Origin of the sequence: Neptunitalea lumnitzerae (assembly GCF_027924185.1) — a bacterium.
GTDB lineage: Bacteria > Bacteroidota > Bacteroidia > Flavobacteriales > Flavobacteriaceae > Neptunitalea > Neptunitalea lumnitzerae.
Window position 1 is genome coordinate 481,376 of sequence record NZ_BRVO01000001.1, and the last position, 21,636, is coordinate 503,011.

Sequence of the window (21,636 nt, forward strand, 5' to 3'; positions counted from 1 at the left end):
ACCTACTTATTTTTTTACTTATTTGTTTTTCATTTGGTTACTCACAAGACATGAAAGAAGGTTTCACCTATTTAGAAACCGGACAGTATGCTCAAGCAGAAACCTTTTTTAGCAACATTTTAAAAGAATACCCAGATAACAAAACTGCCAGACTATGTTATGGGCGTGCTATTGGTTTAAATGGTAAAGAAGATGCTGCTATGGTTCTTTTTACCAATTTATTAGCCGACTATCCCAACGATTTTGAAATAAAGCTTAACTATGCTGAAGCTATGCTTTGGAATAAGAACTTTACCGATGCAAAAGGCTATTACGAAGGATTAATTGAAGAAGAATCCGAGAGTTTTCCGGCACTTTTAGGATATGCCAATACACTCTCTAACCTTAAAATATACGACCAAGCACTGGCCAATGTAAACAGAGCGTTGGAAGTTTCGCCAGGAAACCCTAATGCGTTGGTTTCAAAAAAATATATCCATTTAGGTTATGCTAACCAATATGTACAAAAACAAGATTATGAACCGGCAATTAGCTACTTAAAAACCAATTTAGAACTGTTTGAAGGTGATAGAGAAACCTTACTTAATTTAGCTAATGTATACATTATAGCCAATCAGTTAAGCAATGCTCAAGACACTTATAAGCAATTGGCTACCAACCAAAAAGACAGTATAACCGCTTTAAACGGTTTATCGTTGGTATCTCACTTGGGTCATAAGGAAAAGAAAGCACTTACCATAAGCAAACAAGCAAGAACCAAGGCTACTAAAGTAGCCGATACGCTATTAAAAAATCAAACCGAAGAACGCTACGTACAAGCCCTTATCTGGAATAAGCAATTTAAAGATGCCAAAAGCACCATTGATTCTTTAATAGAGGTACACCCTAACGAGAACTGGGTGCTAGCGCTACGTGCTACCTTAAACATCTATAAAAGTAATTTTAAGGAAAGTCTGGTAGATTATAGAGCTATTTTAGAAAACGATTCTACCTCTTTTGACGGAAACTTAGGGAAAGCAAATGTTTTAAAAGCCTTAGGCTTAAATAACGATGCCTACACAGCGGCATTTAAAACTCTAGATTTTTATGACAACCAAAAGGATGCGGTTAACTTTATTAACAACCTAGGAAAAAACTTTACACCCTATGCAGACACCAAAGCTAGTTATAGCTTTGATAACGGAGACAACCAAGCCTATGCTATACAAACACATATAGAGGTGCCTTTCTCTCTAAAATTTAAGCTTATGGGGCAATATGGGTACCGCACAACCGAAAATAAAATAACAGGCAACAAAGCCAATGGGCAAAACGCTCTTATAGGTGCGGGGTATCAAATTGCGCCAAGAATATTAGCTGAGGGTATGTTTGGGGTTACTTCTACAGATACCTACACCCGTTTTGTAACCGATCTGGTATTTAAAATGAAACCTCTAAAGCTACAAGTGCTAGATGTAGGATACAAAAGAGAGTTACAAAGTTTTAATGCAGATCTTTTACAAAGAGAAATTATACAAAACCACTATTACCTAAACCATAACATAAGCACCAACTTTAATTTAGGATGGTTTACACAATATTACTATACCTCACAAAACGACGATAATAGCAGACATTTAATATTCACCTCTTTGTATTATAATTTATTAAGCAGACCCTCACTAAAAACAGGGTTAAACTACCAATACATTACCTTTAAAAATCAGGTACCTAGTATATACTTTAGTCCAGAGAAATTTAATGCTGCCGAGGTTTTTGTAAACCTTATTAAAGATGAAGCTATTAGTAAACAAAACGAGTTTTATTATGAGCTTACTGCAGCTGCAGGCTATCAGTTTATAGAAGACGATCCTAAACAAGGAACCTACAGATTACAAGGTAAGTTTGGTTATGTACTATCTAACAGATTACTAGCAAACGTTTATGGCATTCACAGTAATATAGCCTCTGCTACCGCAGCAGGTTTTACGTATACCGAGTTCGGTTTACGAGTAAAATGGTACCTTACCAAACAACCTCTATATACAAAAAAGAAAGAGCAGAATTAAATTCTGCTCTTTACTAACTAAACTACAATTCAAATTATGAGGGTAAAACTTAGGAATTTTTTCCTCAAAAAAAATACTAACTAAAAATTCTTTTTCTTCTTGTTTAAAGGAAGAAGAAGGAGGCCCTTCACCCCTCCTTCTCTTCCACAAATAACCAATAAACTTGCTATGAAAAAATTTATTACTACTCTCTTAAATTAGTCGAAAACAGAGCTTTAAACTTACACCTTTGATTTTTCCTATTTTTTAAGGAGAAGGAGAATTTGTGCATCCCCTTCCTCTTAAATAACCAACTAAATTTGCTATGAAAAATCTACTACTCTATTTTCTGTTTCTTTCGAAGTTTTCTCTTGAATAATTGAAAATAAGGGAGCCGGAGTATGACTCCCTTATACCAAAATAATAACCAACTAAACTCAATATGAAAACTCTTTTATATTTTTAATATTCATTACAAGTATCATCTGCATTTTTGAAGAGAAAGGAGATGAAGTACACCTCCTTCCATCAAAATAACCAACTAAACTTGCTATGAAAAATCTACTACTCTATTTGTTGTTTTAAAGAGTTGCTGTTTACTAGGTTAAAAAAGTAAGGGAGCCGGAGTATGACCCCCTTACAACAAAATAATAACCAACTAAACTTGCTATGAAAAACTCTTCTATATTTTTAATATTCACTACAAGTACCATCTGGATTTTTGAAGAGAAAGGAGATGAAGTACACCTCCTTCCATCAAAATAACCAACTAAACTTGCTATGAAAAATCTACTACTCTATTTGTTGTTTTAAAGAGTTGCTGTTTACTAGGTTAAAAAAGTAAGGGAGCCGGAGTATGACTCCCTTACAACAAAATAATAACCAACTAAACTTGCTATGAAAAACTCTTCTATTTCTTTTGTTATGAATAAAAGTAAGCCGCTTTTTTTTGAAGAGGAATGGAGATGAGAAGCATCTCCTTTCCTCAACATAAACCAACTAAACTTGCTTATAAAAAAAAACTAAACTACTCTTACTCTTCTATATTTTTAAACCTGAACTCAAAGAACGTTTTGGGTATTGAGCAGGAGGAGTTTCCTCCTGCCTATAAATAATAACCAACTAAATAGCTTTTGAAAAAAACCAATCACTGCTATTTTACCATGAACGTGCCAGTGTATTCGGCATTTGTATCGTCTTTTATAATGTACTTGTACATTCCTCTTTTTAAGTGGTTAGCCTTGTAGGTAACCTCTTTGTTAAATACTTGCTTAATTGTTTGTACATCTACTGTTCTACCTAACATATCTACTACTTGAATATCAACTGATGCTGCTTGATTTACCAATCTTATCGTAGTACTACCCTTAAAAGGATTCGGATAATTAATTACTGATGGAACCTCTTCTACCGCAACTTCTTCTAACGCTAAGGCTACATTGTTTCCAAAAGCAACACTTTCAATACTCATATCATATGGTACATACGTGGTATAATTACCATTTATAGAGAATACTAATGTTTTTACATCGGTTATGTTAGCACTGTTTCCATTACCATCTACAAAATCGGTAAAAGCTATACCATAATCTGTAGCACTGGTAGTTGCAGGTATGGTGTATCTGTATCTATCATTCCAATCTGTTAAGCCTTCTTGCATTAAGATAACTTCAACAGGTGTGCTAGTTGTCATTGTAAATTGTATAGCGCTATAACCGCTTACATCTAAAGTTTGATCTCCTGGTAAGGTATGTCTAAACACATTCACCGTACCCATAGCCATACCACTTACCGTAGGTTCTCTTTCAATCTCATGAATTTGCGGATTGTAAGTTAACATTGGTGCTGCTATATCAAAGTAATCTAATGTAGCATTGTCACTCAAATAATCTACTCCCCATGGCCCATCTGCTAAGTATAAAGCATCTTGTTGCGTACACTCATTTACTGCTAATGAAAATCCTATATCAAATAAGGTTCCAGTAGTTATACTTACACTATCATACCAATTACCGGTTAAAGCTACCGACTGTGTTACTTGATAACTATCTGCTAATTCTGTATCAGCAATGTTACCTGTAAAACTCATAGCTGTAGATGCCGACTTATTAATAATATTTAAGTTTACCACTCCGTTTGCATAGAACCCAGATCTTACAAATACCGTTGGTACTCTATCGGTAACAGTAGTTCCGTTTAAAGGTTTCTCTGCAGTAAATGTATCTATTACATGGTTTGCTATAGAAAACACCTGCGAAAAAGATGATCCCCAAATCTGAAAGTTAAAATAATCTCCTGCAGGGTACTGATCTATGTTCCAGTAGCTATGAATTTCATTAGCTGATTGTCCTAATTTTACAGAAAAGCTCAACGTATACTCTACTTCGCCACCCGCTCTTAAGATCTTGGCACTAATTAATTCATATCCTCTAACCATTACCGTTCTAACATCTTCTAAACTACTGCTGTTTAATCTGTCACAAATCATTTTGGTATGGTCGTACACATTACCTGTAGATTCTGTTGCTAACACAGCAGAAACTCTATCTGCACCGCTATACATATCTAAAGAGAATACATCTACTGCATTTGTAATTCCTAATAAATCTGTTGGCGAAGAAACATACGCTGTTTCAGTACCATACATACCGGTACCTGGTAAATAATCTACAATAGATACATTGAACGGATTAGCAGCTGTATTAGAAGTCTTATAACTACTTGCTTTATCTTTATTAAAAATGGTTTGCGCACTCTTTTTATTAGCTGCATTAGCAAACTTGGTTCTGTTAAAATTTCTTTTAGCTACTAACGAAGCTAAATCTCCGTTACTTTCTAACCCACCATCATTAGCGGAAGTAATGTTGGCTGCGCTACTAACATCTGCATAGTTGGCAGTTCTCATAGCCGTGTAAGGGTTTGCTGTTACATAGAACAACGCATCGTTAAAGTCATTATCACAAGAACCATAATCACGTCTAATATCTTCAAAACCTAAAATAACTCTTTGGTTGGTAGGGTCATTCAATAATACGTTGTGGTATCTTAAATTAGGATCTGCTTCTGGATTAAAGTTAGGATTAGAGTATAACTGCCAGTGCCCTTGTGTAACACTACCATTCCATCCGTTAGCTAACAACACCCACCCGATACCAGTACCTGCCGGAAAATCGCCAAGTTTTACTTTATCTCCAGGACTCAAGCCGCCACCTGAACCTACATTTGATACATTTGGAAAAATAATGGTAATATCTTCTGGCTGAGGACCTGATGTTGGAGGGTTATTAACATCATATGTATAAAAACCTAAAACATTCTTATAACCAGCCCCCTCATTAACATAAGTTACAAACACCTCAGCAAACGCATCTATAATGATATCTGTATCATAACCCGATGATATATAATGTGGATTATAATCTGGCACCGGATACCCTTCTGGTAAAGATCTACTTACCAAATTTTGAGTATCTTGTGAAACAATATCTCCAGGGTTTTCTAAATATAAAGGAGTTCCATCTGCCGTATAATTCCCCAAAAAATTGTAATTCTGAGCTTGTAATGTACATATTGACATTACCGCTATAGCTACTATTGTGTAAAATTTCTTCATGATTCCTTTGTTAGAGTTTTAATACACTTCAAAAGTATCACGAAGTCAGGGGGTTTCGTGTCAAATTTCGATGGGCGCCTATTTACTGTAGACGAATGGAAACAACCACGGGATATACATTTATAACAAGTTTAAACGTTTCATTAATTCAGGCCTGTTAGATCTACTTACAGGTATCACATCTTTTTTAATAAGCACGCTATTATCCTCAATATCAATGATTTTATGAATGTTAATAATATACGATCTGTGTACTTTTAAAAAAGTATGAGCAGGTAATTTATCCTCTATTTTCTTTAAGGTAGAATGTACCGTGTAGTTTTTATCTTCGGTTTTAATCTGAATATAGTCACCCTTAGCTTCAATAAGGTAAATACTAGGCATATCTATCTTAATAAGTCTCCTGTCTATATTTATATACAGGTCGGTAGCCGAGTCTTCAGATGTTTTCTCCTTAGCAGGAGCATCTGCTTTAGGCTTAGCAGTAGCAACTGGTGCAGGTGCACCTTCCTTTTCTATCTGAAACACCTTAGCCTTTTGTATTGCCTTTTCAAATCTAGGCAAAGCAATAGGTTTCACTAAATAATCCACTATGCAATCATATTCAAAAGCTTCAATGGCAAAATTAGCATCAGAAGTTGTTAATATAATTCTAGGGGGGTTTTTTATAGTTTGGATAAAATCAAACCCAGTAAAATCGGGCATATGAATATCCAAAAATATAAGATCAACCTCGTTCTGATTTAAATATTTAATAGCCTGAATAGCATTGGGAAAATCTCCCATAACATTCAATTCAGTAACTTTTGTACATAATTGTAATAGGATGGCTCTGGCGGTTGCCTCGTCATCAATAATAATACAATTCATACAACAAATATAGTTTTAAAGTTCTTTTAAAAAGTCAGTCATTACTTGTAAAACCTCTTGAAACTCCTTTTGCAATGCGGTTTCCCCCATTTTTAAGTTGTTTTCATAGGTGTCTGCAAGTGTATAACTTTTTTCTAACCCTAAAATACTAATTTTATGTTTAATTTTATGTACAATTTCTGCTGCATCTGAAAAATTTTTTTCTGCTACAGCTTTAAAGTAAATTTCTTTCTCTTCCGGAAACTCTGCTTTTAAGATTTTAAGCAACTGTTGTTCAAAGTCTTTATCGCCTCCTGAAAGACTATGAATGTAGCTAAAATTTGGTAGTTCCATAACTTATTTTTTTAAAGTAAAATAAAATGTTGATCCAACTCCTACGCTAGATTTTAACCATATAGACCCCTTATACAAGTCTATAATTTTTTTGACTATTGCTAGCCCTATACCTGAAGAATCAGGGTTGTTATTCAGTTTTTCGAATGTTTTAAATATCTTTTCATGGTATTGTTCCTCTATACCAATACCATTGTCTTCAACAAAAAACTCCCAAAAGTTATTTTTATTAGCGCAGCCTATAATTATTTTAGCCTGCTCTTTATCATTATATTTTATGGCATTTCCTATGAGGTTTTGAAACAGCTGACGCAACCTCACCGTATCACCCTTTACCACAGGCAAATGATTTTTAATAGTTACCTTCACATGGTTGGGTATAAACATAGAGTTGATAATATCAGGCACTAAAAAATTAAGATCAACCTCATAGTATTCGGTATCTTCTTTATCTATGGTAGAGTATTCAAGAATACCACTAATCAAGGTTTCCATCTTTTGCACGTTGGTTCTTATCAGGTTTAATTTTTCCTTCCCGTTCTCATCAAGTTGGTCAAAATAATCTTCCTTTAACCACAAGGTAAGGGCGTCTATGCTACGTAAGGGCGATTTTAAATCGTGCGAAACCATGTGTGCATAATTACTAAGCTCATCATTTTGAGTTTCTAAACTTTGCAATAAGCGTTCTCTTTGCTTGTTGACCACTAAAATTTCTTTGGCTTGATTATTTATAAAATCAAGTAATTTTGAACCATCTACTGCAATATTTTCTTCATCTGACCCCACGGGCATCGCCGCTATTTTTAGGGTATCTATAATTTTTCTAAGCTTCTTAATTACTTTTTTTTGCGCTTCACTCTCTTTACGCAACTGGGCATTCACATTAAAAAGCTCTTCAGAGCTTAATTGCATGGCACGCTGAATCATAGCAGATTGCTCATCAAAATTATCGTATGACTTACTAATGGCACTTAAAAAGGTTTCTAAGGCCGGATCATCAACATATTCCGATGGTAAAAATTTACGTATCTGTCTTTTCAGCAATGAATTCATACCTCACTCATCAACGTAATGGTCATAGTTTGGTTATGCAGCCTGCACCCTTGCTCTCCGCTAAAAGGGGCTATTTCTCCGTACGAATAAAATCCGGTAAGGGTGGTTTCTGCACCAACCACTTCTAATACTTCCTCTACCTCTTCTTCTACCCGTTGATCTAATACCAGTTTTCTACCAATACAACTTACCAACATAGCTAATTCTGGCTTGTTTTTACATTGTTCCAATGCTTGCCTTGCCGCCCTCTCAGAGGCATTTGCAATGTTATCTACATTGGTCATCATTAGTTGTACTTTAGAGTTTACTGGTATATCACCAGCCAAAATAATGGCATTGGCTTCTTCATCTATATTTAAAATAGACCTAACAATAGCATGCTTACTGCCTTCTGCCACCACATTTAAAGGATATAATAAAGCTGAAGCAGGTAAATCTTTAGACTTTTCACCCAAGTAATTTTTATAAAGTTCTAAGGCAGGTAAACTATCTAACTCATACAAAACATTGCCCTCAGATTTAGTAACAATACGTTCCGGGCCAAAAGGAGTCCACCCCCCATATATTGAGGAGGTTACCTCTAACGCGGTTCCGTAAAAACCAACCGCTACTATTTCTCCTTCCTTTGGGTTTTCGTTATAGCTAGACAAGGTACGCTCAAAACGGGTATCATCTGCGCACATACCACCGGTAACTAAAATACGCTTTTTCATAGCGTTATTTAAGCCGCGTGTTAAGTTGCTTCCGTTAATATAGCTACCATCTGTTATAAGTAACATAAACTGTAAGTCTTCCTCCGGAAATTTATTCATTAAATTAGCTCCAGTTTGGTAATCGTCTCCGTTACCATTTAAAACGTTTTCTGTTTTAATTAGAACATTGGTTTTTTCAAATTCTATAGCGGTAATGGTTACACTTTCTTCATTAACCATATTAGAAGAAATATCTCCGCTAGTAGAACCAAATACAATTTCTCCGTCTGGGAACAATCCTTTTATCTCTTCATAGATAGAAGTATCTTCCAATAAAAATCGGTTACCAAAAACCAACACCAATGGCTTTGATAACACTAAGGCTTTACCAACATATTGCCAAGCCTCATTTTTTCCTCTCTTAAGCTGAACTGTTCTCATACTATATTATGCAATAATTTTTTTGCTAATGGTAAAGTAAAAAGTGGTGCCGTTGCCTACCGCACTTTCTACCCAAACATCTCCTCCGTAGAGTTTTACAATTTTTTTTACAATTGACAACCCAATACCGGTGGAGTCTTTACTTTTATTGAGGGAATGAAAAATTTCAAAAATCTTGTCATGGTATTTGGCATCTATACCCATACCATTATCTTTAACATAAAAGGTGTACTTATCCTTTCCATTTTCCATACCCACTTGTACATGCCCCTGTTCTTTATCTATAAACTTAATGGCATTGCTTATTAAGTTTTGAAATACTTGCTGTATTTTAGTTTTCTCTGCTTGTATTACCGGCATTTCAGTTTCTATATCAACCTTTACATGCTCTGGTATATACAATAGTTGCAGAATATCTTTTATTACCAAATCGGTGTTTACCGACTCTAGTTCTATGGTAGTAGAACCTGCACTAGAATAGTTTAAAATATCGGTAATTAATTGTTCCATTTTTTCTAGGGTAGACTCAATAAGTGCAAAGTTTTGCATACTTAACTCATCTAACTTATCTTGGTTATCTTCTTTTAACCAACTTACCAAGGCATAGATACTACGTAAAGGCGACTTCAAATCATGCGATACAATATGCGCATACTCTTGTAACTCTACATTACTTTTTTCCAACTTTTGCAAGAGCGCTTCTTTCTGAAACTCTAGGTTTTTAATATCGGTAATATCTAATACTACCCCAATAGAACCTATTAACTTACCCTCTAGCGTATAGTTAGGCCCACCACTAATTAACCAATAGCGTTTAGCTCCTTTTTTAGTGTAGGCAGTTACCTCATACGAGGTTGAAATACCAGAACTTCTATTGCTTCTTACCTCATTTAGCAACTCAGTATCGCCCTCTTTAAACACTAAATCAGTGCCAATTTTACCAATAAGCTCTTTCTCGGTATACCCTGTCATTTTACACAAACTTTGGTTTACCATTAGTATTCTATTATCAAGGTCAACCTCAACCAATCCAAGGTTCATGTTAGCTATAATGTTACTATACTTTTGCCTTTCTACTTCCAGGCTCTTTCTATATTTCTTTTTAAGCGTAATATCTGTAAAACTCCATAGGTGACCTCTAAATTTTGTACCTTCTAAAACGGGCATATAGTTTCTCTCTAGCACCATTCCATTTTTAAGTACTATTTCATCACCTAATACCTCTACTCTATTGGCTATAATTTCTTCATACCTAGCTCTAAATTCATCGGCGTCTTCAAACAGGCGTTCATCTATTATAAAGCTAGATACCTTTTCGGTATCGTTAAGGTCGGTAGTTTCAGGTAAATCAAAAAACTCATACATCTTTTTGTTTACCAAAATAGTATTGTTATGCTCATCTAACATGATTACTCCACTTTCTAAGTGTTGTACCAATAACGACAATCTGTTTTGAGAAGATTTTAATTTTTGTTCAGATTCACTCTGCTTGGTAATATCGGTAAAAATACCCTGTATGGCTACCGCCTTTTTATTTTCGTTGTGCAATAAACTAGCGTTTATGTGCAGTATTTTTTCTTCTGAATTTTTAGAAATTATATGAACCCTTAAATCCTTTAACTGCTCATTTTCTAACAGCATTTTAAACGCCTTGCTCATTTTTTCAGCATCCTCTTTCACTACAAGGCTCTGAATATTAAAGCTCTCTTTTACGCTATCATACCCTAAAAGATCTACTGCAGCATCGTTCATTTTTAAAACGTTACCCGATAAATCCATCATTAGATAGGCATCTACCAAGTTGGTAAAAACCCCTGTTAGCTCTGAGCGAGTGGCAATAAATAGTTTATGAAGTTTGTTGTTAGACTCTTGAAGTTGCTGTGTAAGCTTGTAAAGCTCGGCAGATTTTTGCTCTAAAATTTGCTCAGATTGTTTTCTGGCTTCTTTTTCTCTTTTTAAAGCTCGTTCTAATATCGCAACTCTATCTTGTTCCATCAGGTTTTATGAATGACAAATTTTACTTCTGTACCGTCTTCCTTCAATTTTTCTGTTAAAATGGTTGCCTGAGTATTAAAATGAGCAAAGGTGCTTTGCATTAATCCGAGTCCGAAACAGTGCATTGCTCTGCTCGATTTGTAAATCATTACCAACGAATCGTCTGTTTTTTCTAAAACATCAAAAGTTGGTAATTCAGCATCTGGGTAAATTTTTATAACCTCTACATGAATATGATTTTCTATAGAAGAAAGCATTTCAATAGGGTCTTTGTACATATCAAAAAAGCTGCTATAACTACGCTTTAATGCAGTAAAAAAATGCTCTGCATATACAAAAAGCAAATCGTCCGTAGCAATACCAGTATGCTTGCTTAAATTACCAAGCAGTTGTAACATTTCTGAGAAATTGTATGTACCTACAGAGGTATACACCCCACCCGAAGCCAACTTAGACTCTTCAATAATGGTATCCACCATTTCCAATCCAAACTTTTGCTCTACAAGTTCTAAAAACTCGGTAAATACAATCCCTTTCATCTTATCCCTTAATTAACTCGTTAATACTCCAATACTCTAATACTCTGGTAATTTTCTCAACGTAATCTTCGTACTTTAAGGGCTTAATAACGTATCCGGCAATTCCAATTTTGTAACATTCTAACAAATCTTTCTGATTGCTAGAAGTAGTTAACACAACAGTAGGAATGTACCTCAAGGTATCATTATTTTTTAAGATTGACAAAAATTCTATTCCATTTATTTTTGGCATATTCAAATCCAAAAGAATAACATCTGGCAATCTATCCTTATGCTCTAACACTTCTAGAGCTTCCTCTCCATTCTTTGCCTCTATAATAGATAGGTTCAGTTGCAACTTACTAACAGTTCGGTTAAACTTCATAACTTCTATCATGTCGTCTTCTATAAGAAGTACTTTTAGTGAATTTGTCATTTCTAGCTAATTTTTAACGATGTAAAAATAGGTAACATTAAACAAAAACTGAGCACCCTTACGCTACTTGGAATTTACTATAGTTGAACGGTAGTTAAGTGTAGACGAACGGAAAACCGTTTTTTAACCCATAGATTAACTACACCCCTATACTCTTATAATTTAGTAAGAAATTACCAATAAATGTAAGCTTTACACCATTAGATGTAGCGTTGCGTATTACAGTTTGTAAGACAAACATACATATTTTAACGCCATCTATAATGGCAAAATTTTGTTAAAAATCCGAAATTTAAGTTATGTACTTTGAAGAAATAACACCTTATAATAGTGCTTTAGACACCCTGTTAGCTGCTATTTTAGAAGCCCCAAAACCTAGCACTGTAATGGTAAGCATTACCACCACCATATCGGTTACTTTTGGTGCTACCGGGTAAGGCAACGATGGCGATATAAACACAAATGGCGAAACCTGCTGTACATATAGCAATACATAGGCAATACCCAAACCTAACAACCCACCTATTACCGTTATAAGCGCCCCCATTAAAAAGAAGATAAGGCGTAGTTGCTTTAGGGTAACCCCCATTGCATAGAGTGTTTTTAGGTTTTCTTTTTTATCAAGAATCATCATGGTAATAGCACCGGCAAGGTTAAACAGTGCTACAATAAGTACCAAGGTAAAAATAAGGTAAATAGCAATATTCTCGGTATTTAGCATACGGTACAAAGCATCATTTAATTGCTCTCTGTTTTTTACTACCACCTTATTGCTAAACAAGGTTTCTATAGCCGTACGCACCACCTCTGGGTTGGCACCCTCGGTAAGTTTTAGTTCTATAAACGATACTTGGTTAGCAGGTATAGAAGCCAGTTCGCGCGCCATACTTATGGGTGCAAACACATATTTTTTGTCTAGCTCTTCCGTTACTTGGTAAATACCTGTGGCAATTACAAAAGCCTCGTTAAAAGGTTTAGAGGTGCTGGTAATACTACCTTCCCCTGGTTTGGGCACTATAATCTGCAGGCGGTTGTTACGGTCAAAAATACCCATACCTAAGGTATTAGATATTCCGTTACCTATTACTACCGATTGCTTAGACAATACCCAACTACCATAGCCCAAAATACTATCTATAGCATTTACGTTACCGTAGTTTTCATCTACCCCTTTAATGTACGCAATGTGGTTTTTCTGTTTAAAATTTAAAAACACCCGCTCCTCTATAACCTTGGTATACTGCGCCACCCCTTCTATAGCACTTAACTGTTTAAGTAAGCTATCGGTAACGGTAATGGTTTTACCCGTAGCAGGGGTAACTTTAAGGTCAGGATCAAAAACTGAGGCAAAGGTTACACTAAACTTTTCTAACCCGGCAAACCCAGCCAATACAATAAACAATGCAGCAGCAGCTACTACCACCACAAACGCAGAAATGCCATTGATAATATTAATGGCATTTTGTTTACTTTTAGAAACAAGGTAACGTGCGGCTATGTAAAAAGGTACATTCAACAATAACCCTGCTTAAGATTTTTTACGCTTTTCTAACAAGTCCGGATTTTCAATAGGATTGTCTCCGCCTTTTAACGATTTGTCAATTTTATCTATATACTCTAAAGAGTCGTCTATAGCAAAATCTAGCTCTGGCATTCTGCGCAATTGGTTTCGCGTACGTTGTGCCAAATTGTGTTTTATGCTATGCTTGTTAGACTGTATACCTTCTAATAATTCACTTCCTTTATCACTCGGAAATATGCTTAAATACACCTTAGCCAACGATAAATCTACCGTTACATGTACTTTAGTTACCGAAATTAGTACGCCATGTAACCCACCTTCTCTTGCAGCGCCCTGTAAAATATCTACAAGATCGCGCTGTAATACACCTGCAATTTTTTTCTGTCTGTTACTTTCCATAGGGCAAAAATACGTAATTTAGTAGAGGTTACACACTTCTTATATAAAAGTAACCATTTACCAGATAAACACAAACAACAAACAAATGAAGTTATCATGAGAAAAATTGAACACATAGGCATTGCTGTAAAAGACATAGAAGCCTCTAACAGCGTGTTTGAAGCACTTTTTGGCGAAGCCGAGTATAAGACAGAAGCCGTGGAGAGCGAGGGCGTTAAAACCTCTTTTTTTAAGGTGGGGCCTAATAAAATAGAATTGTTAGAGGCTACCAACCCCGACAGCCCCATTGCCAAGTACATTGCCAAAAAGGGCGAAGGCATACACCACATTGCTTTTGATGTAGAAGATATTACCACCGAAATAGCAAGATTAAAAGAAAAAGGATTTGTAGTTTTAAACGAAATACCTAAAAAAGGTGCTGATAATAAGCTGGTTGCTTTTTTACACCCAAAAGGCACCAACGGTGTTTTAGTAGAATTGTGCCAAGAAATATCATAAAATGCTAATTTTGTTTGGTGCATTACTAAAATAATAGTAATATTGCATCCGCAAAACGCAGGTCCTATAGCTCAGCTGGTTAGAGCACCTGACTCATAATCAGGGGGTCCATGGTTCGAGCCCATGTGGGACCACTACTTAGCGTTACAAAACCCTTACAGGAAACTGTGAGGGTTTTTTGTTTGGGATTAACAAGAATAGGGTTAATGTTTTTACATTCCATAAAACCAAAAAAAATCTTCACAAAAACATTAACTTCCCATTGATTACTAATACCATACACCAAAAAAAAATCAGCTTACCAATATTCAAAGTTACAATCAACTTTAGCGAAACTTGAGCTAAGAGACACAGCACCTTTATGAACATAAGTCTTTTGCATTAAAATAACTAGATTAGGTAAACATATTCTTGTGGGATGAAGTAAAAAAAAAGACTGTATACAAATTTTTCTTAAATTTGCAATAATTAACCATCAAAATTTTTTGTCAGTGACAAAATAACCAAAATAAGCCAATATGACATAAAAGTCATATTTGGCATAAAAAGTGTATTTAATTAATTTCGATTAATCACTAACCTATGTTATTTCTGAGACTTACAATCTAAGATATAACACTTAACCATTAATCGGATTTTTGTAACATTTAAACCTTCTTTGTGGTAAAAGCAGGTGCAAATATTATAAAAAATATAATTAAAAACAAAGTATAATTTAAATTTTAAAACTGTAGAAGCTCATAAATTATTGACTTAGTGGATAGTGACTTTAAAAAATCACTACAATACCAAATGGTAAACTTATTTTTTATAATATAAATTTTTCGCAAATGAAATTAAACATTAGCACATATTTCAAGCTGAATTGTCGACAGCCTGAACTAGAATTTATCGACATTGATTTAAACAAAGACAACTTGCTTTTCGTAGACCCTAGACTTATTGAAATGGGTAACGACATATATTCTAAAAAGATGCAAAGGAATATTGAAGTATTTTGGGCAGAAATAATAAAAGCAGTAAAAAGAAATGATAAACGTGCAATTAGCTCCACACTTGATGGCCTAAAGGAGCCCAAAGAGACAAGATTAGGATACGCATCAAACACATGTGATGGTAATTCAATAGCTAGAAAACTTAAAAAGAAACTGATAGGCGCTATCATGAAAAATAAAGCTGTGCAGAGTGGACAACTAAGTCAATTTTGTGATTTTGAATTTTTCATAGACGATGTAAGTTCGGATAGAATATCAGATATGGTCACCAAAATAGTGAAAGATGTTCTGGTTGAATTTACCCAACACCAATGTCAAATTCATAAAATTCCAATGAAACTTTTCGTTCAAGATGATTTTCTAGATATCACAAAAGGAAATGTAAGTTGGATTAAGGAAATGAATGTTGAACTACCTTTTGACGAATATGGAGAACCTATCATATTCGTGCCAAAAAACATAGTTAGACTTCAAGGAGCTGCTGGTCAAAACTTGAGATGCTTATACCGATTCGCTATTCGTGAATTTGTTCAGAATGATAAAGAAATGCTAGAAGATGTTAGCCCTACAGGTAAAGATGGAAAAATTCTACTTCGAGATGTAAAAGTTAAACATCCTATCTCTAAGGAGTCATTAACTGCTTGGTACAATAAATACGGAAAACTCATAGTTGATTTCAAAACAGATGTCTTATCTGAAAGAATTCATCCGTTAAGTGATGAACAGATTATGAATGTAATATATGAGGAAGACATTCGGAATGCAAGTTAGTCATTAATAATAAAGAGTTTATAAACTCCTTACAACAAAGCAGAGCTATATAGCTCTGCTTTGTTAGTTAAGATTTAACAATCAGTAACTCAAGACCTATATAATTCATCGAAAATTATAATTAACCATATTACTACGGAAATTTAACAAAAAAATGATACAAGGTATTTTCTTCGTAAATTTGCACTACTTTCTAAAAGATAAACACTTATAAGCCGAAGAAATAAACTGTAACAATACTATCTTATTAATTACAGCAACTTAATTTGTTTACTTAAAAATAATACCTAAAGCATTTATTTTATATACTAAACATCTAAATACCCTAACAAGAATTTTATGATTCTAGAGTCCACATACTTTTCCATAACTTCTCTAATTAATTTATCGTCAAATTCACCTACCCTTGAATCGATTATGAATTGCCCTATAGCTTTATTTTTGTCATTGTAAAAACTTAACAACTCATATTCTACATTTGAATGATGAGATATGCTAAAATTCATTTCCTCATCTTGAAATAAAAATTTAACGTTTTTTAAATTAGCTTTAATTTTAACTTCATCATTTGTAAAGTATAAATTATCAACTATCTCAAAATCAAAATTAAAATCTTGGATTTCTATTCTCATTATTATTTTATCTTTAATTACACTTATATTTTTATCATCCAACCGTTTATACAACTTCAAAGTATAAAGGCATAAATCAATCATCTTAATATTTAAGTGTAGCCATTTTAAAAAAGGTTACAGTTATTTACTATAATGCACCCCTAAAATAGCTTTTAGTTTTCCTTCGTATAACTGTTTGTGGTATTGTTGTTTTAGGTCTTGCAGGCAATTGGCACACAGGCAATCGTCGTGTAGGTTTTTAATATATTGGCGTTCTTCTGCATTTAAGGGAACGGTTGCACATTGGCACAAGGTAATAGAACCTACTTTGCATTCAAATTCCGCCTGGCAGCGGGCACAATATTTTTGTTCGTGTTTGGGCACGGTACTTGTATTTTTCTTACAACTAAGATACAGAATAAATATGAGCTACCCTACTTATGGTAGCGGTAATGCCCAATAATTTTAAAATTAAAAAGGCAATCTTCCAGCACTTGTCCGCCACCTATATTATGCACCAACATATAACGGTTGGTATGCGGTGCTTTTTTGTTTACCACAATACCAATATGGGTAATGCCACCCCCTAAATTGTAACATACAATATCGCCGGGTTTATAATCATCGGAGTTTGTAGTTTTGGGCAACACAGTACCCTTGCGTTTAAAAAAGGTCATTAAATTAGGTACGCGCCTATGGTCTATATTGGTATCGGTAGTTTTTAAACCCCAGTTTTTAGGGTACTCGTTAAAATGGGCTTTCATATCTTGGTGCACCTCCTTTTGTAAATCAATCCCCAATTTGCGGTACGCCCGTATTACTACATCGGTACACACCCCTTTGTTTGCAGGTACATCGCCATTGGGGTAGTCTATAGAAAAATAAGAAGGATCATACGCAACCTCATCTTTGGTTAACGCTAAAGCCGCCTCCGAAAGTGTTTTTTGGGCTACAACGGTAGCTACTGTGGTTAACGACAGAAAGAAAAATAATAGTGTTGTTTTCATCAAATTATCTATTTAACAAGGTGTAATAGGTAAATAATTCTTTGGCTAGTCTAGCATTAGCTCCTTTGGTAAAAGCCATTATGGGTCCGTTGGTATTATATAGCAACAACAAACCGTACTCTGGGTTAAACGCTAAAGGTCCGGCACCATCTACAGCCCCCTCTACATCATCATATAATTTAAAAGGTTTATCAGAGAGCTCCGGTAAGGAAATTTCCACTCCCTCATTAGCTTTATAAAAACTACCTAACCAACTCAAGGCATCCTTTTCTTCGTTATACGAAAAAGAGATACCTCTATCAGCAAACTCTTTACAGGTGTACTTATATTGTAGCATATCTTCCTTTTCTGTTACCGTAAAGGTGTAGTGCAACTCTTTATACGTAGTAGCCGATGAAAAAACGTAGGTGTTACGCTTATAAGTTTTGGGGGTATGGGTAAGCTGGCAGCTACTAGCTACCAAAAGCAAGAGTAGTATTTTTTTCATTCTTCATGCAGTTGATTGTAGGTTGTTGAAACACAGAAACCATACCAAACTACACCGGTTGTATTTTAAATCTACAAGCATTTGTTTATTAGGTAGTAACGGCTACCTTTGTTGCATACAAAAATAATCTGTAATAATCATGAGGAAACCCTTACTACTCGCACTTTTTTTTGCACCCTTATTACTTATTGCTCAGATGCCTACGTACTATTCGGGTATCAATTTTAACGCTAGCAGTACTTCGGTAAAATCGCAATTGGCTAATTTAATTACTACCACCCATATTAACGACTTGCCTTACACTAGTGGAAGCTTAGATACTTGGGATGTAATTAGACTAACCGACGAAAACCCCGCTAACAGCAACGAGGTTTTATTATTTTATGGTTATGATAACAATGATGGCGACACCATGACCGATTATACCAGAGATTCCTCACTTTCTTGCCATACTTCTGGTTGTACGGGGCTATGGAATAGAGAACACGTATATGCAAAGTCTATTGCTACCCCTGCCTTAGAAACTGATAACCCGGGTTCTGGTACCGATGTGCACAACTTAAGGGCTTGTGACGGAAGTATGAACAGCTCTAGAAACAACCGTATTTATACGGCTGGCACAGGGAATTCGCATATTGTAAATAGTAATTTTTGGTATCCTGGTGATGAGTGGAAAGGCGATGTTGCACGTATTATTATGTATATGTATTTACGCTACCCTAGCCAGTGTGTTGCTAATAATATTGGTAATGGCCCAAACACCATCCATGCAGATATGCCCGATATATTTTTACAATGGAATGTAGAAGACCCGGTAAATGATTACGAATTGCAACGTAATGCTGTATTAGAAGGTATACAAGGTAACCGTAACCCGTTTATAGATAACCCATATATAGCTACCCTTATTTGGGGTGGTACCGATGCCGAAGATACTTGGGGTACTTTAGAGGTAGCCGCCGTAGCTTTAGACAACATACAGGTATACCCTACCAACGTACATACGCGTTTGTATATTACCAATGCTTCACACGCAGCATACACAGCAGCAGTGTACACTATGCAGGGGCAACAAACAAACTTACAATTGGTAAACGATAGCTATATAAATGTAAGCAACCTAGAAGATGGAATTTACATTTTACAATTACAAGATGCACAAGGCACCAATAAAACCTTTAAGTTTATTAAAAACTAGGTTGCTGTAATACAATTTGTTAAGAGCTTTTTAAATATAGCTTAAGAAAAATCTAAAGATTTAACTAACATCTATTTTTAAGGTAATTTTAATCGAAATGATTGTTGAACCTTAAAATGAAGTACGATGATAGGATCTGTTTTATTAGTTACGGCTATGTTTTTTGTGTTGTACAGCTTGTTTCATTTAATAGTTCAGCTAGTAGATGGAAAGTCTGACACACGTGATATGCTTTGGTTTTGGGTAATTATATTATTACCAGTGGTAGGTTCTGTTATCTATTTCAGTTACCGTACGGTAAACGCAAAATATAAAGTATTAGTAAAAGACAGCGATTTAAGCGCTGAGTAATTTTTAAAAAAACACCCTTATATAAAAAACCACCTTTTCAGGTGGTTTTTTTCTACACTTATTGCTACTTAGTTTAATGTCACAACCGGACAATTCACTGTAGCAACCCCCGTTGCCAATATATTGGAAGATTGAGCAGTGGTTAAATTACCTACCATATCAAAATCCATATTATCATATACATTTACCAACCATAATGGCGAATAATCATCGTCTGACGGAATGGTTGCAATTACATTGTGGGTTTGGTCGGTTCCCATTTCAGTTACAAAACCAGAAGCCGCACCACTATCAGGATTCATATCATCTGGGTTGATATTAAAACTCACATAAATAGGCGATAACGGAACCATATCTGTACTTCCTCCATCTAAAATTTTCTCAAAGAAAGAGAAGTAATACACCACCTGATCTTGGTACCAACCACGGTGCAGTTCGGTATCTTCGCTATTTACTCTTTTAGAGGCTATAGAACCATCGGGCACCACAGGACAATTTACCACAGTACTGGTTTTCATAATCTCTAATCCTGCACTTAATAACTCTGCCTCACTGGTTACTGTATTGGCAACAAAACCACTAGGCACCGTTACTTGGTATACTTGCCAAAAATCGTTATACCCTGTATCTCCTGGTATTACACCAACAATATTCAATTGATCTTCTACCGCAGTACCATCTTCATTAAAAAATAAATAAATAGGTGCCGGATCGGTTGGTTGCACATCAAAATTGTAATACTGTACTACCGCACCATCTGCGGTTAACCCTTGGGTAATAAAAGGTGCACCAGAATCAAAATCTATAGGCTCATTTGCTTGTGGCAATCCGTTGGAAGCTGTACGTACCATAAGCGTCCCTGCGGCTTCACTAAAACGGTCTATACTCACCTTAGGTGCCGTATCAGGGTTTAATGCGGTGTCCATTGTAGTGGTACCGGCATCATCATCGTTACAAGACATCATTAACATCCCTAACGCTACAAAACTTAACATTGCTTTCTTCATAACAGTTACTTTAAATAATTTTTTCAAAAGTACCTGCTACCGCTATCATAAAATGTTAGCCAGCTAACATAAACTATTATTTTAGTAACCAGATTTCGTTACGTTGAAAAGAAAGGTAGTTTTCTTCTTTTAATTCGTTCATCAATTGGTTTAATGTAGGTCTTGAAGCACCTATTAAACTGGCTATATCCTTTTGTGTGTAAGGGTGTCTTATAATCTTTTTACCAGTTATTTTACAACAGAAACCATAGTCTTCGTAAAGCTCTTCCAGAAATTCTATCAGTCGGGTTCTAGTATCTTTAAACAGTAATATTTGTAACCTGCGTTCTAATTTTTTAAACCTAAAGCCAATAAACTTATACACTTTTGTACTCAGCATTTTGTTTTCTTTCATCAGCTCTTGCAGTACATCTACTGTTACGGGGCAAACCGTGGTATTGGCTACCGCCATCGCAAAATCGGTTCGGGTATCTTCTCCTAAAATGGCTTTTTCTCCAAAAATTTCACCTTTGGTAAGTATGGCTTTTACCACTTCTCTACCGTCTTCTGTATAATATCCTATTTTTACTTTGCCGCTCTCTATAAGGTAAATGGAGTCTCCCTTATCTTCTTCAAAATAAATGTAGTTGTTTTTAGGATACTTATTGAATTGATGGCACTCTTTGTAGGCTTTAAACTTATGCGGACAAAGAATACCGAACATGTCTATTTCATCAAAAAACCAAAGCGATTTCATAATAATATTAAGTAAGGTTAGTAATCAAAATGTCGGTAATACCTACCTAACCTTACGTTTGTATACTAAAAAA

General features: G+C 35.1%; 21 protein-coding genes and 1 tRNA gene. 6 read left to right on the top strand and 16 right to left on the bottom strand.

All coding sequences use genetic code 11. The features are described from left to right. The first annotated feature begins 50 nt into the window (after positions 1 to 50). Positions 51 to 2,048, top strand: a complete 1,998-nt coding sequence (locus tag Y10_RS02145; RefSeq protein WP_281763718.1) for a tetratricopeptide repeat protein — start codon at positions 51 to 53, stop codon at positions 2,046 to 2,048. Between the two features lie 1,132 nt (positions 2,049 to 3,180). On the opposite strand, the gene Y10_RS02150 is transcribed toward Y10_RS02145, so the two are convergent. The 10 genes from Y10_RS02150 to rbfA form a co-directional block, all read right to left on the bottom strand. Then, entirely contained in the window at positions 3,181 to 5,640 is a 2,460-nt protein-coding gene (locus Y10_RS02150; RefSeq protein ID WP_281763719.1) for a DUF4114 domain-containing protein, read from the bottom strand. Positions 5,641 to 5,760: 120 nt separating this feature from the next. After that, a complete protein-coding gene (locus tag Y10_RS02155) occupies positions 5,761 to 6,510 on the bottom strand; it encodes a LytR/AlgR family response regulator transcription factor (protein ID WP_281763720.1) in 750 nt (249 codons plus the stop codon). A 15-nt stretch (positions 6,511 to 6,525) separates the two neighbouring features. After that, positions 6,526 to 6,843, bottom strand: coding sequence for an Hpt domain-containing protein (locus Y10_RS02160; RefSeq protein ID WP_281763721.1), 318 nt, complete (start codon positions 6,841 to 6,843; stop codon positions 6,526 to 6,528). A 3-nt stretch (positions 6,844 to 6,846) separates the two neighbouring features. Next, on the bottom strand, positions 6,847 to 7,896 hold the full coding sequence (locus Y10_RS02165) for a sensor histidine kinase (protein WP_281763722.1): 1,050 nt from the start codon (positions 7,894 to 7,896) through the stop codon (positions 6,847 to 6,849). Beyond that, the gene (locus tag Y10_RS02170; protein WP_281763723.1) at positions 7,893 to 9,029 is read right to left on the bottom strand and encodes an FIST signal transduction protein; all 1,137 of its coding nucleotides are present in this window, start codon (positions 9,027 to 9,029) and stop codon (positions 7,893 to 7,895) included. The genes Y10_RS02165 and Y10_RS02170 overlap by 4 nt, the downstream gene beginning before the upstream one ends. 6 nt (positions 9,030 to 9,035) lie before the next feature. Further along, a complete protein-coding gene (locus tag Y10_RS02175) occupies positions 9,036 to 11,024 on the bottom strand; it encodes a PAS domain-containing sensor histidine kinase (protein ID WP_281763724.1) in 1,989 nt (662 codons plus the stop codon). Then, complete coding sequence (locus Y10_RS02180) at positions 11,024 to 11,563, bottom strand: heme NO-binding domain-containing protein (protein ID WP_281763725.1); 540 nt, start codon at positions 11,561 to 11,563, stop codon at positions 11,024 to 11,026. Before Y10_RS02180 ends, Y10_RS02175 begins: the two co-directional genes overlap by 1 nt. Position 11,564: 1 nt before the next feature. Further along, positions 11,565 to 11,978 (bottom strand): response regulator, encoded by a 414-nt coding sequence (locus Y10_RS02185; protein WP_281763726.1) that lies wholly within the window; start codon positions 11,976 to 11,978, stop codon positions 11,565 to 11,567. A gap of 322 nt (positions 11,979 to 12,300) precedes the next feature. Continuing rightward, complete coding sequence (locus Y10_RS02190) at positions 12,301 to 13,494, bottom strand: ABC transporter permease (protein WP_281763727.1); 1,194 nt, start codon at positions 13,492 to 13,494, stop codon at positions 12,301 to 12,303. Between the two features lie 12 nt (positions 13,495 to 13,506). After that, positions 13,507 to 13,899 carry a 30S ribosome-binding factor RbfA gene (rbfA, locus tag Y10_RS02195; protein WP_281763728.1) on the bottom strand — a complete coding sequence of 131 codons (393 nt, stop codon included), beginning with the start codon at positions 13,897 to 13,899 and terminating at the stop codon, positions 13,507 to 13,509. A 96-nt stretch (positions 13,900 to 13,995) separates the two neighbouring features. Between rbfA and mce the strand changes: the two genes are divergently transcribed. The 3 genes from mce to Y10_RS02210 all read left to right on the top strand — a co-directional run bounded on the left by mce (position 13,996) and on the right by Y10_RS02210 (position 16,163). Continuing rightward, complete coding sequence (gene mce, locus Y10_RS02200) at positions 13,996 to 14,397, top strand: methylmalonyl-CoA epimerase (protein ID WP_281763729.1); 402 nt, start codon at positions 13,996 to 13,998, stop codon at positions 14,395 to 14,397. 60 nt (positions 14,398 to 14,457) lie between these two features. Next, a tRNA-Ile gene (locus Y10_RS02205) sits at positions 14,458 to 14,531 on the top strand. A gap of 696 nt (positions 14,532 to 15,227) precedes the next feature. Then, positions 15,228 to 16,163 carry a hypothetical protein gene (locus Y10_RS02210; protein WP_281763730.1) on the top strand — a complete coding sequence of 312 codons (936 nt, stop codon included), beginning with the start codon at positions 15,228 to 15,230 and terminating at the stop codon, positions 16,161 to 16,163. Between the two features lie 308 nt (positions 16,164 to 16,471). On the opposite strand, the gene Y10_RS02215 is transcribed toward Y10_RS02210, so the two are convergent. The 4 genes from Y10_RS02215 to Y10_RS02230 form a co-directional block, all read right to left on the bottom strand. After that, complete coding sequence (locus Y10_RS02215; RefSeq protein ID WP_281763731.1) at positions 16,472 to 16,795, bottom strand: hypothetical protein; 324 nt, start codon at positions 16,793 to 16,795, stop codon at positions 16,472 to 16,474. A gap of 123 nt (positions 16,796 to 16,918) precedes the next feature. Beyond that, a complete protein-coding gene (locus Y10_RS02220; protein WP_281763732.1) occupies positions 16,919 to 17,161 on the bottom strand; it encodes a cysteine-rich CWC family protein in 243 nt (80 codons plus the stop codon). Positions 17,162 to 17,211: 50 nt separating this feature from the next. Further along, positions 17,212 to 17,784, bottom strand: a complete 573-nt coding sequence (locus tag Y10_RS02225) for a DUF1287 domain-containing protein (RefSeq protein ID WP_281763733.1) — start codon at positions 17,782 to 17,784, stop codon at positions 17,212 to 17,214. Between the two features lie 4 nt (positions 17,785 to 17,788). Continuing rightward, positions 17,789 to 18,271 (bottom strand): hypothetical protein, encoded by a 483-nt coding sequence (locus Y10_RS02230; RefSeq protein WP_281763734.1) that lies wholly within the window; start codon positions 18,269 to 18,271, stop codon positions 17,789 to 17,791. Between the two features lie 196 nt (positions 18,272 to 18,467). Between Y10_RS02230 and Y10_RS02235 the strand changes: the two genes are divergently transcribed. Continuing rightward, positions 18,468 to 19,469: an endonuclease gene (locus Y10_RS02235; protein ID WP_281763735.1), complete on the top strand. Its 1,002-nt coding sequence runs from the start codon at positions 18,468 to 18,470 to the stop codon at positions 19,467 to 19,469. Between the two features lie 126 nt (positions 19,470 to 19,595). Next, positions 19,596 to 19,820 carry a PLDc N-terminal domain-containing protein gene (locus Y10_RS02240; protein WP_281763736.1) on the top strand — a complete coding sequence of 75 codons (225 nt, stop codon included), beginning with the start codon at positions 19,596 to 19,598 and terminating at the stop codon, positions 19,818 to 19,820. Positions 19,821 to 19,888: 68 nt separating this feature from the next. Here the strand turns inward: Y10_RS02240 and Y10_RS02245 are convergent, their stop codons facing one another. Both Y10_RS02245 and Y10_RS02250 read right to left on the bottom strand, forming a co-directional pair. After that, positions 19,889 to 20,827 (bottom strand): hypothetical protein, encoded by a 939-nt coding sequence (locus Y10_RS02245; protein ID WP_281763737.1) that lies wholly within the window; start codon positions 20,825 to 20,827, stop codon positions 19,889 to 19,891. A 76-nt stretch (positions 20,828 to 20,903) separates the two neighbouring features. After that, a complete protein-coding gene (locus Y10_RS02250; protein WP_281763738.1) occupies positions 20,904 to 21,563 on the bottom strand; it encodes a Crp/Fnr family transcriptional regulator in 660 nt (219 codons plus the stop codon). Positions 21,564 to 21,636 lie beyond the last annotated feature (73 nt).

Excerpts from the sequence above, each read along its gene's own strand:
- Y10_RS02145 (WP_281763718.1), top strand. The coding sequence starts at position 51 with ATGAAAGAAGGTTTCACCTATTTAGAAACCGGACAGTATGCTCAAGCA.
- Y10_RS02150 (WP_281763719.1), bottom strand. The coding sequence starts at position 5,640 with ATGAAGAAATTTTACACAATAGTAGCTATAGCGGTAATGTCAATATGT.
- Y10_RS02155 (WP_281763720.1), bottom strand. The coding sequence starts at position 6,510 with ATGAATTGTATTATTATTGATGACGAGGCAACCGCCAGAGCCATCCTA.
- Y10_RS02160 (WP_281763721.1), bottom strand. The coding sequence starts at position 6,843 with ATGGAACTACCAAATTTTAGCTACATTCATAGTCTTTCAGGAGGCGAT.
- Y10_RS02165 (WP_281763722.1), bottom strand. The coding sequence starts at position 7,896 with ATGAATTCATTGCTGAAAAGACAGATACGTAAATTTTTACCATCGGAA.
- Y10_RS02170 (WP_281763723.1), bottom strand. The coding sequence starts at position 9,029 with ATGAGAACAGTTCAGCTTAAGAGAGGAAAAAATGAGGCTTGGCAATAT.
- Y10_RS02175 (WP_281763724.1), bottom strand. The coding sequence starts at position 11,024 with ATGGAACAAGATAGAGTTGCGATATTAGAACGAGCTTTAAAAAGAGAA.
- Y10_RS02180 (WP_281763725.1), bottom strand. The coding sequence starts at position 11,563 with ATGAAAGGGATTGTATTTACCGAGTTTTTAGAACTTGTAGAGCAAAAG.
- Y10_RS02185 (WP_281763726.1), bottom strand. The coding sequence starts at position 11,978 with ATGACAAATTCACTAAAAGTACTTCTTATAGAAGACGACATGATAGAA.
- rbfA (WP_281763728.1), bottom strand. The coding sequence starts at position 13,899 with ATGGAAAGTAACAGACAGAAAAAAATTGCAGGTGTATTACAGCGCGAT.
- mce (WP_281763729.1), top strand. The coding sequence starts at position 13,996 with ATGAGAAAAATTGAACACATAGGCATTGCTGTAAAAGACATAGAAGCC.
- Y10_RS02210 (WP_281763730.1), top strand. The coding sequence starts at position 15,228 with ATGAAATTAAACATTAGCACATATTTCAAGCTGAATTGTCGACAGCCT.
- Y10_RS02215 (WP_281763731.1), bottom strand. The coding sequence starts at position 16,795 with ATGAGAATAGAAATCCAAGATTTTAATTTTGATTTTGAGATAGTTGAT.
- Y10_RS02225 (WP_281763733.1), bottom strand. The coding sequence starts at position 17,784 with ATGAAAACAACACTATTATTTTTCTTTCTGTCGTTAACCACAGTAGCT.
- Y10_RS02230 (WP_281763734.1), bottom strand. The coding sequence starts at position 18,271 with ATGAAAAAAATACTACTCTTGCTTTTGGTAGCTAGTAGCTGCCAGCTT.
- Y10_RS02235 (WP_281763735.1), top strand. The coding sequence starts at position 18,468 with ATGCCTACGTACTATTCGGGTATCAATTTTAACGCTAGCAGTACTTCG.
- Y10_RS02240 (WP_281763736.1), top strand. The coding sequence starts at position 19,596 with ATGATAGGATCTGTTTTATTAGTTACGGCTATGTTTTTTGTGTTGTAC.
- Y10_RS02245 (WP_281763737.1), bottom strand. The coding sequence starts at position 20,827 with ATGAAGAAAGCAATGTTAAGTTTTGTAGCGTTAGGGATGTTAATGATG.
- Y10_RS02250 (WP_281763738.1), bottom strand. The coding sequence starts at position 21,563 with ATGAAATCGCTTTGGTTTTTTGATGAAATAGACATGTTCGGTATTCTT.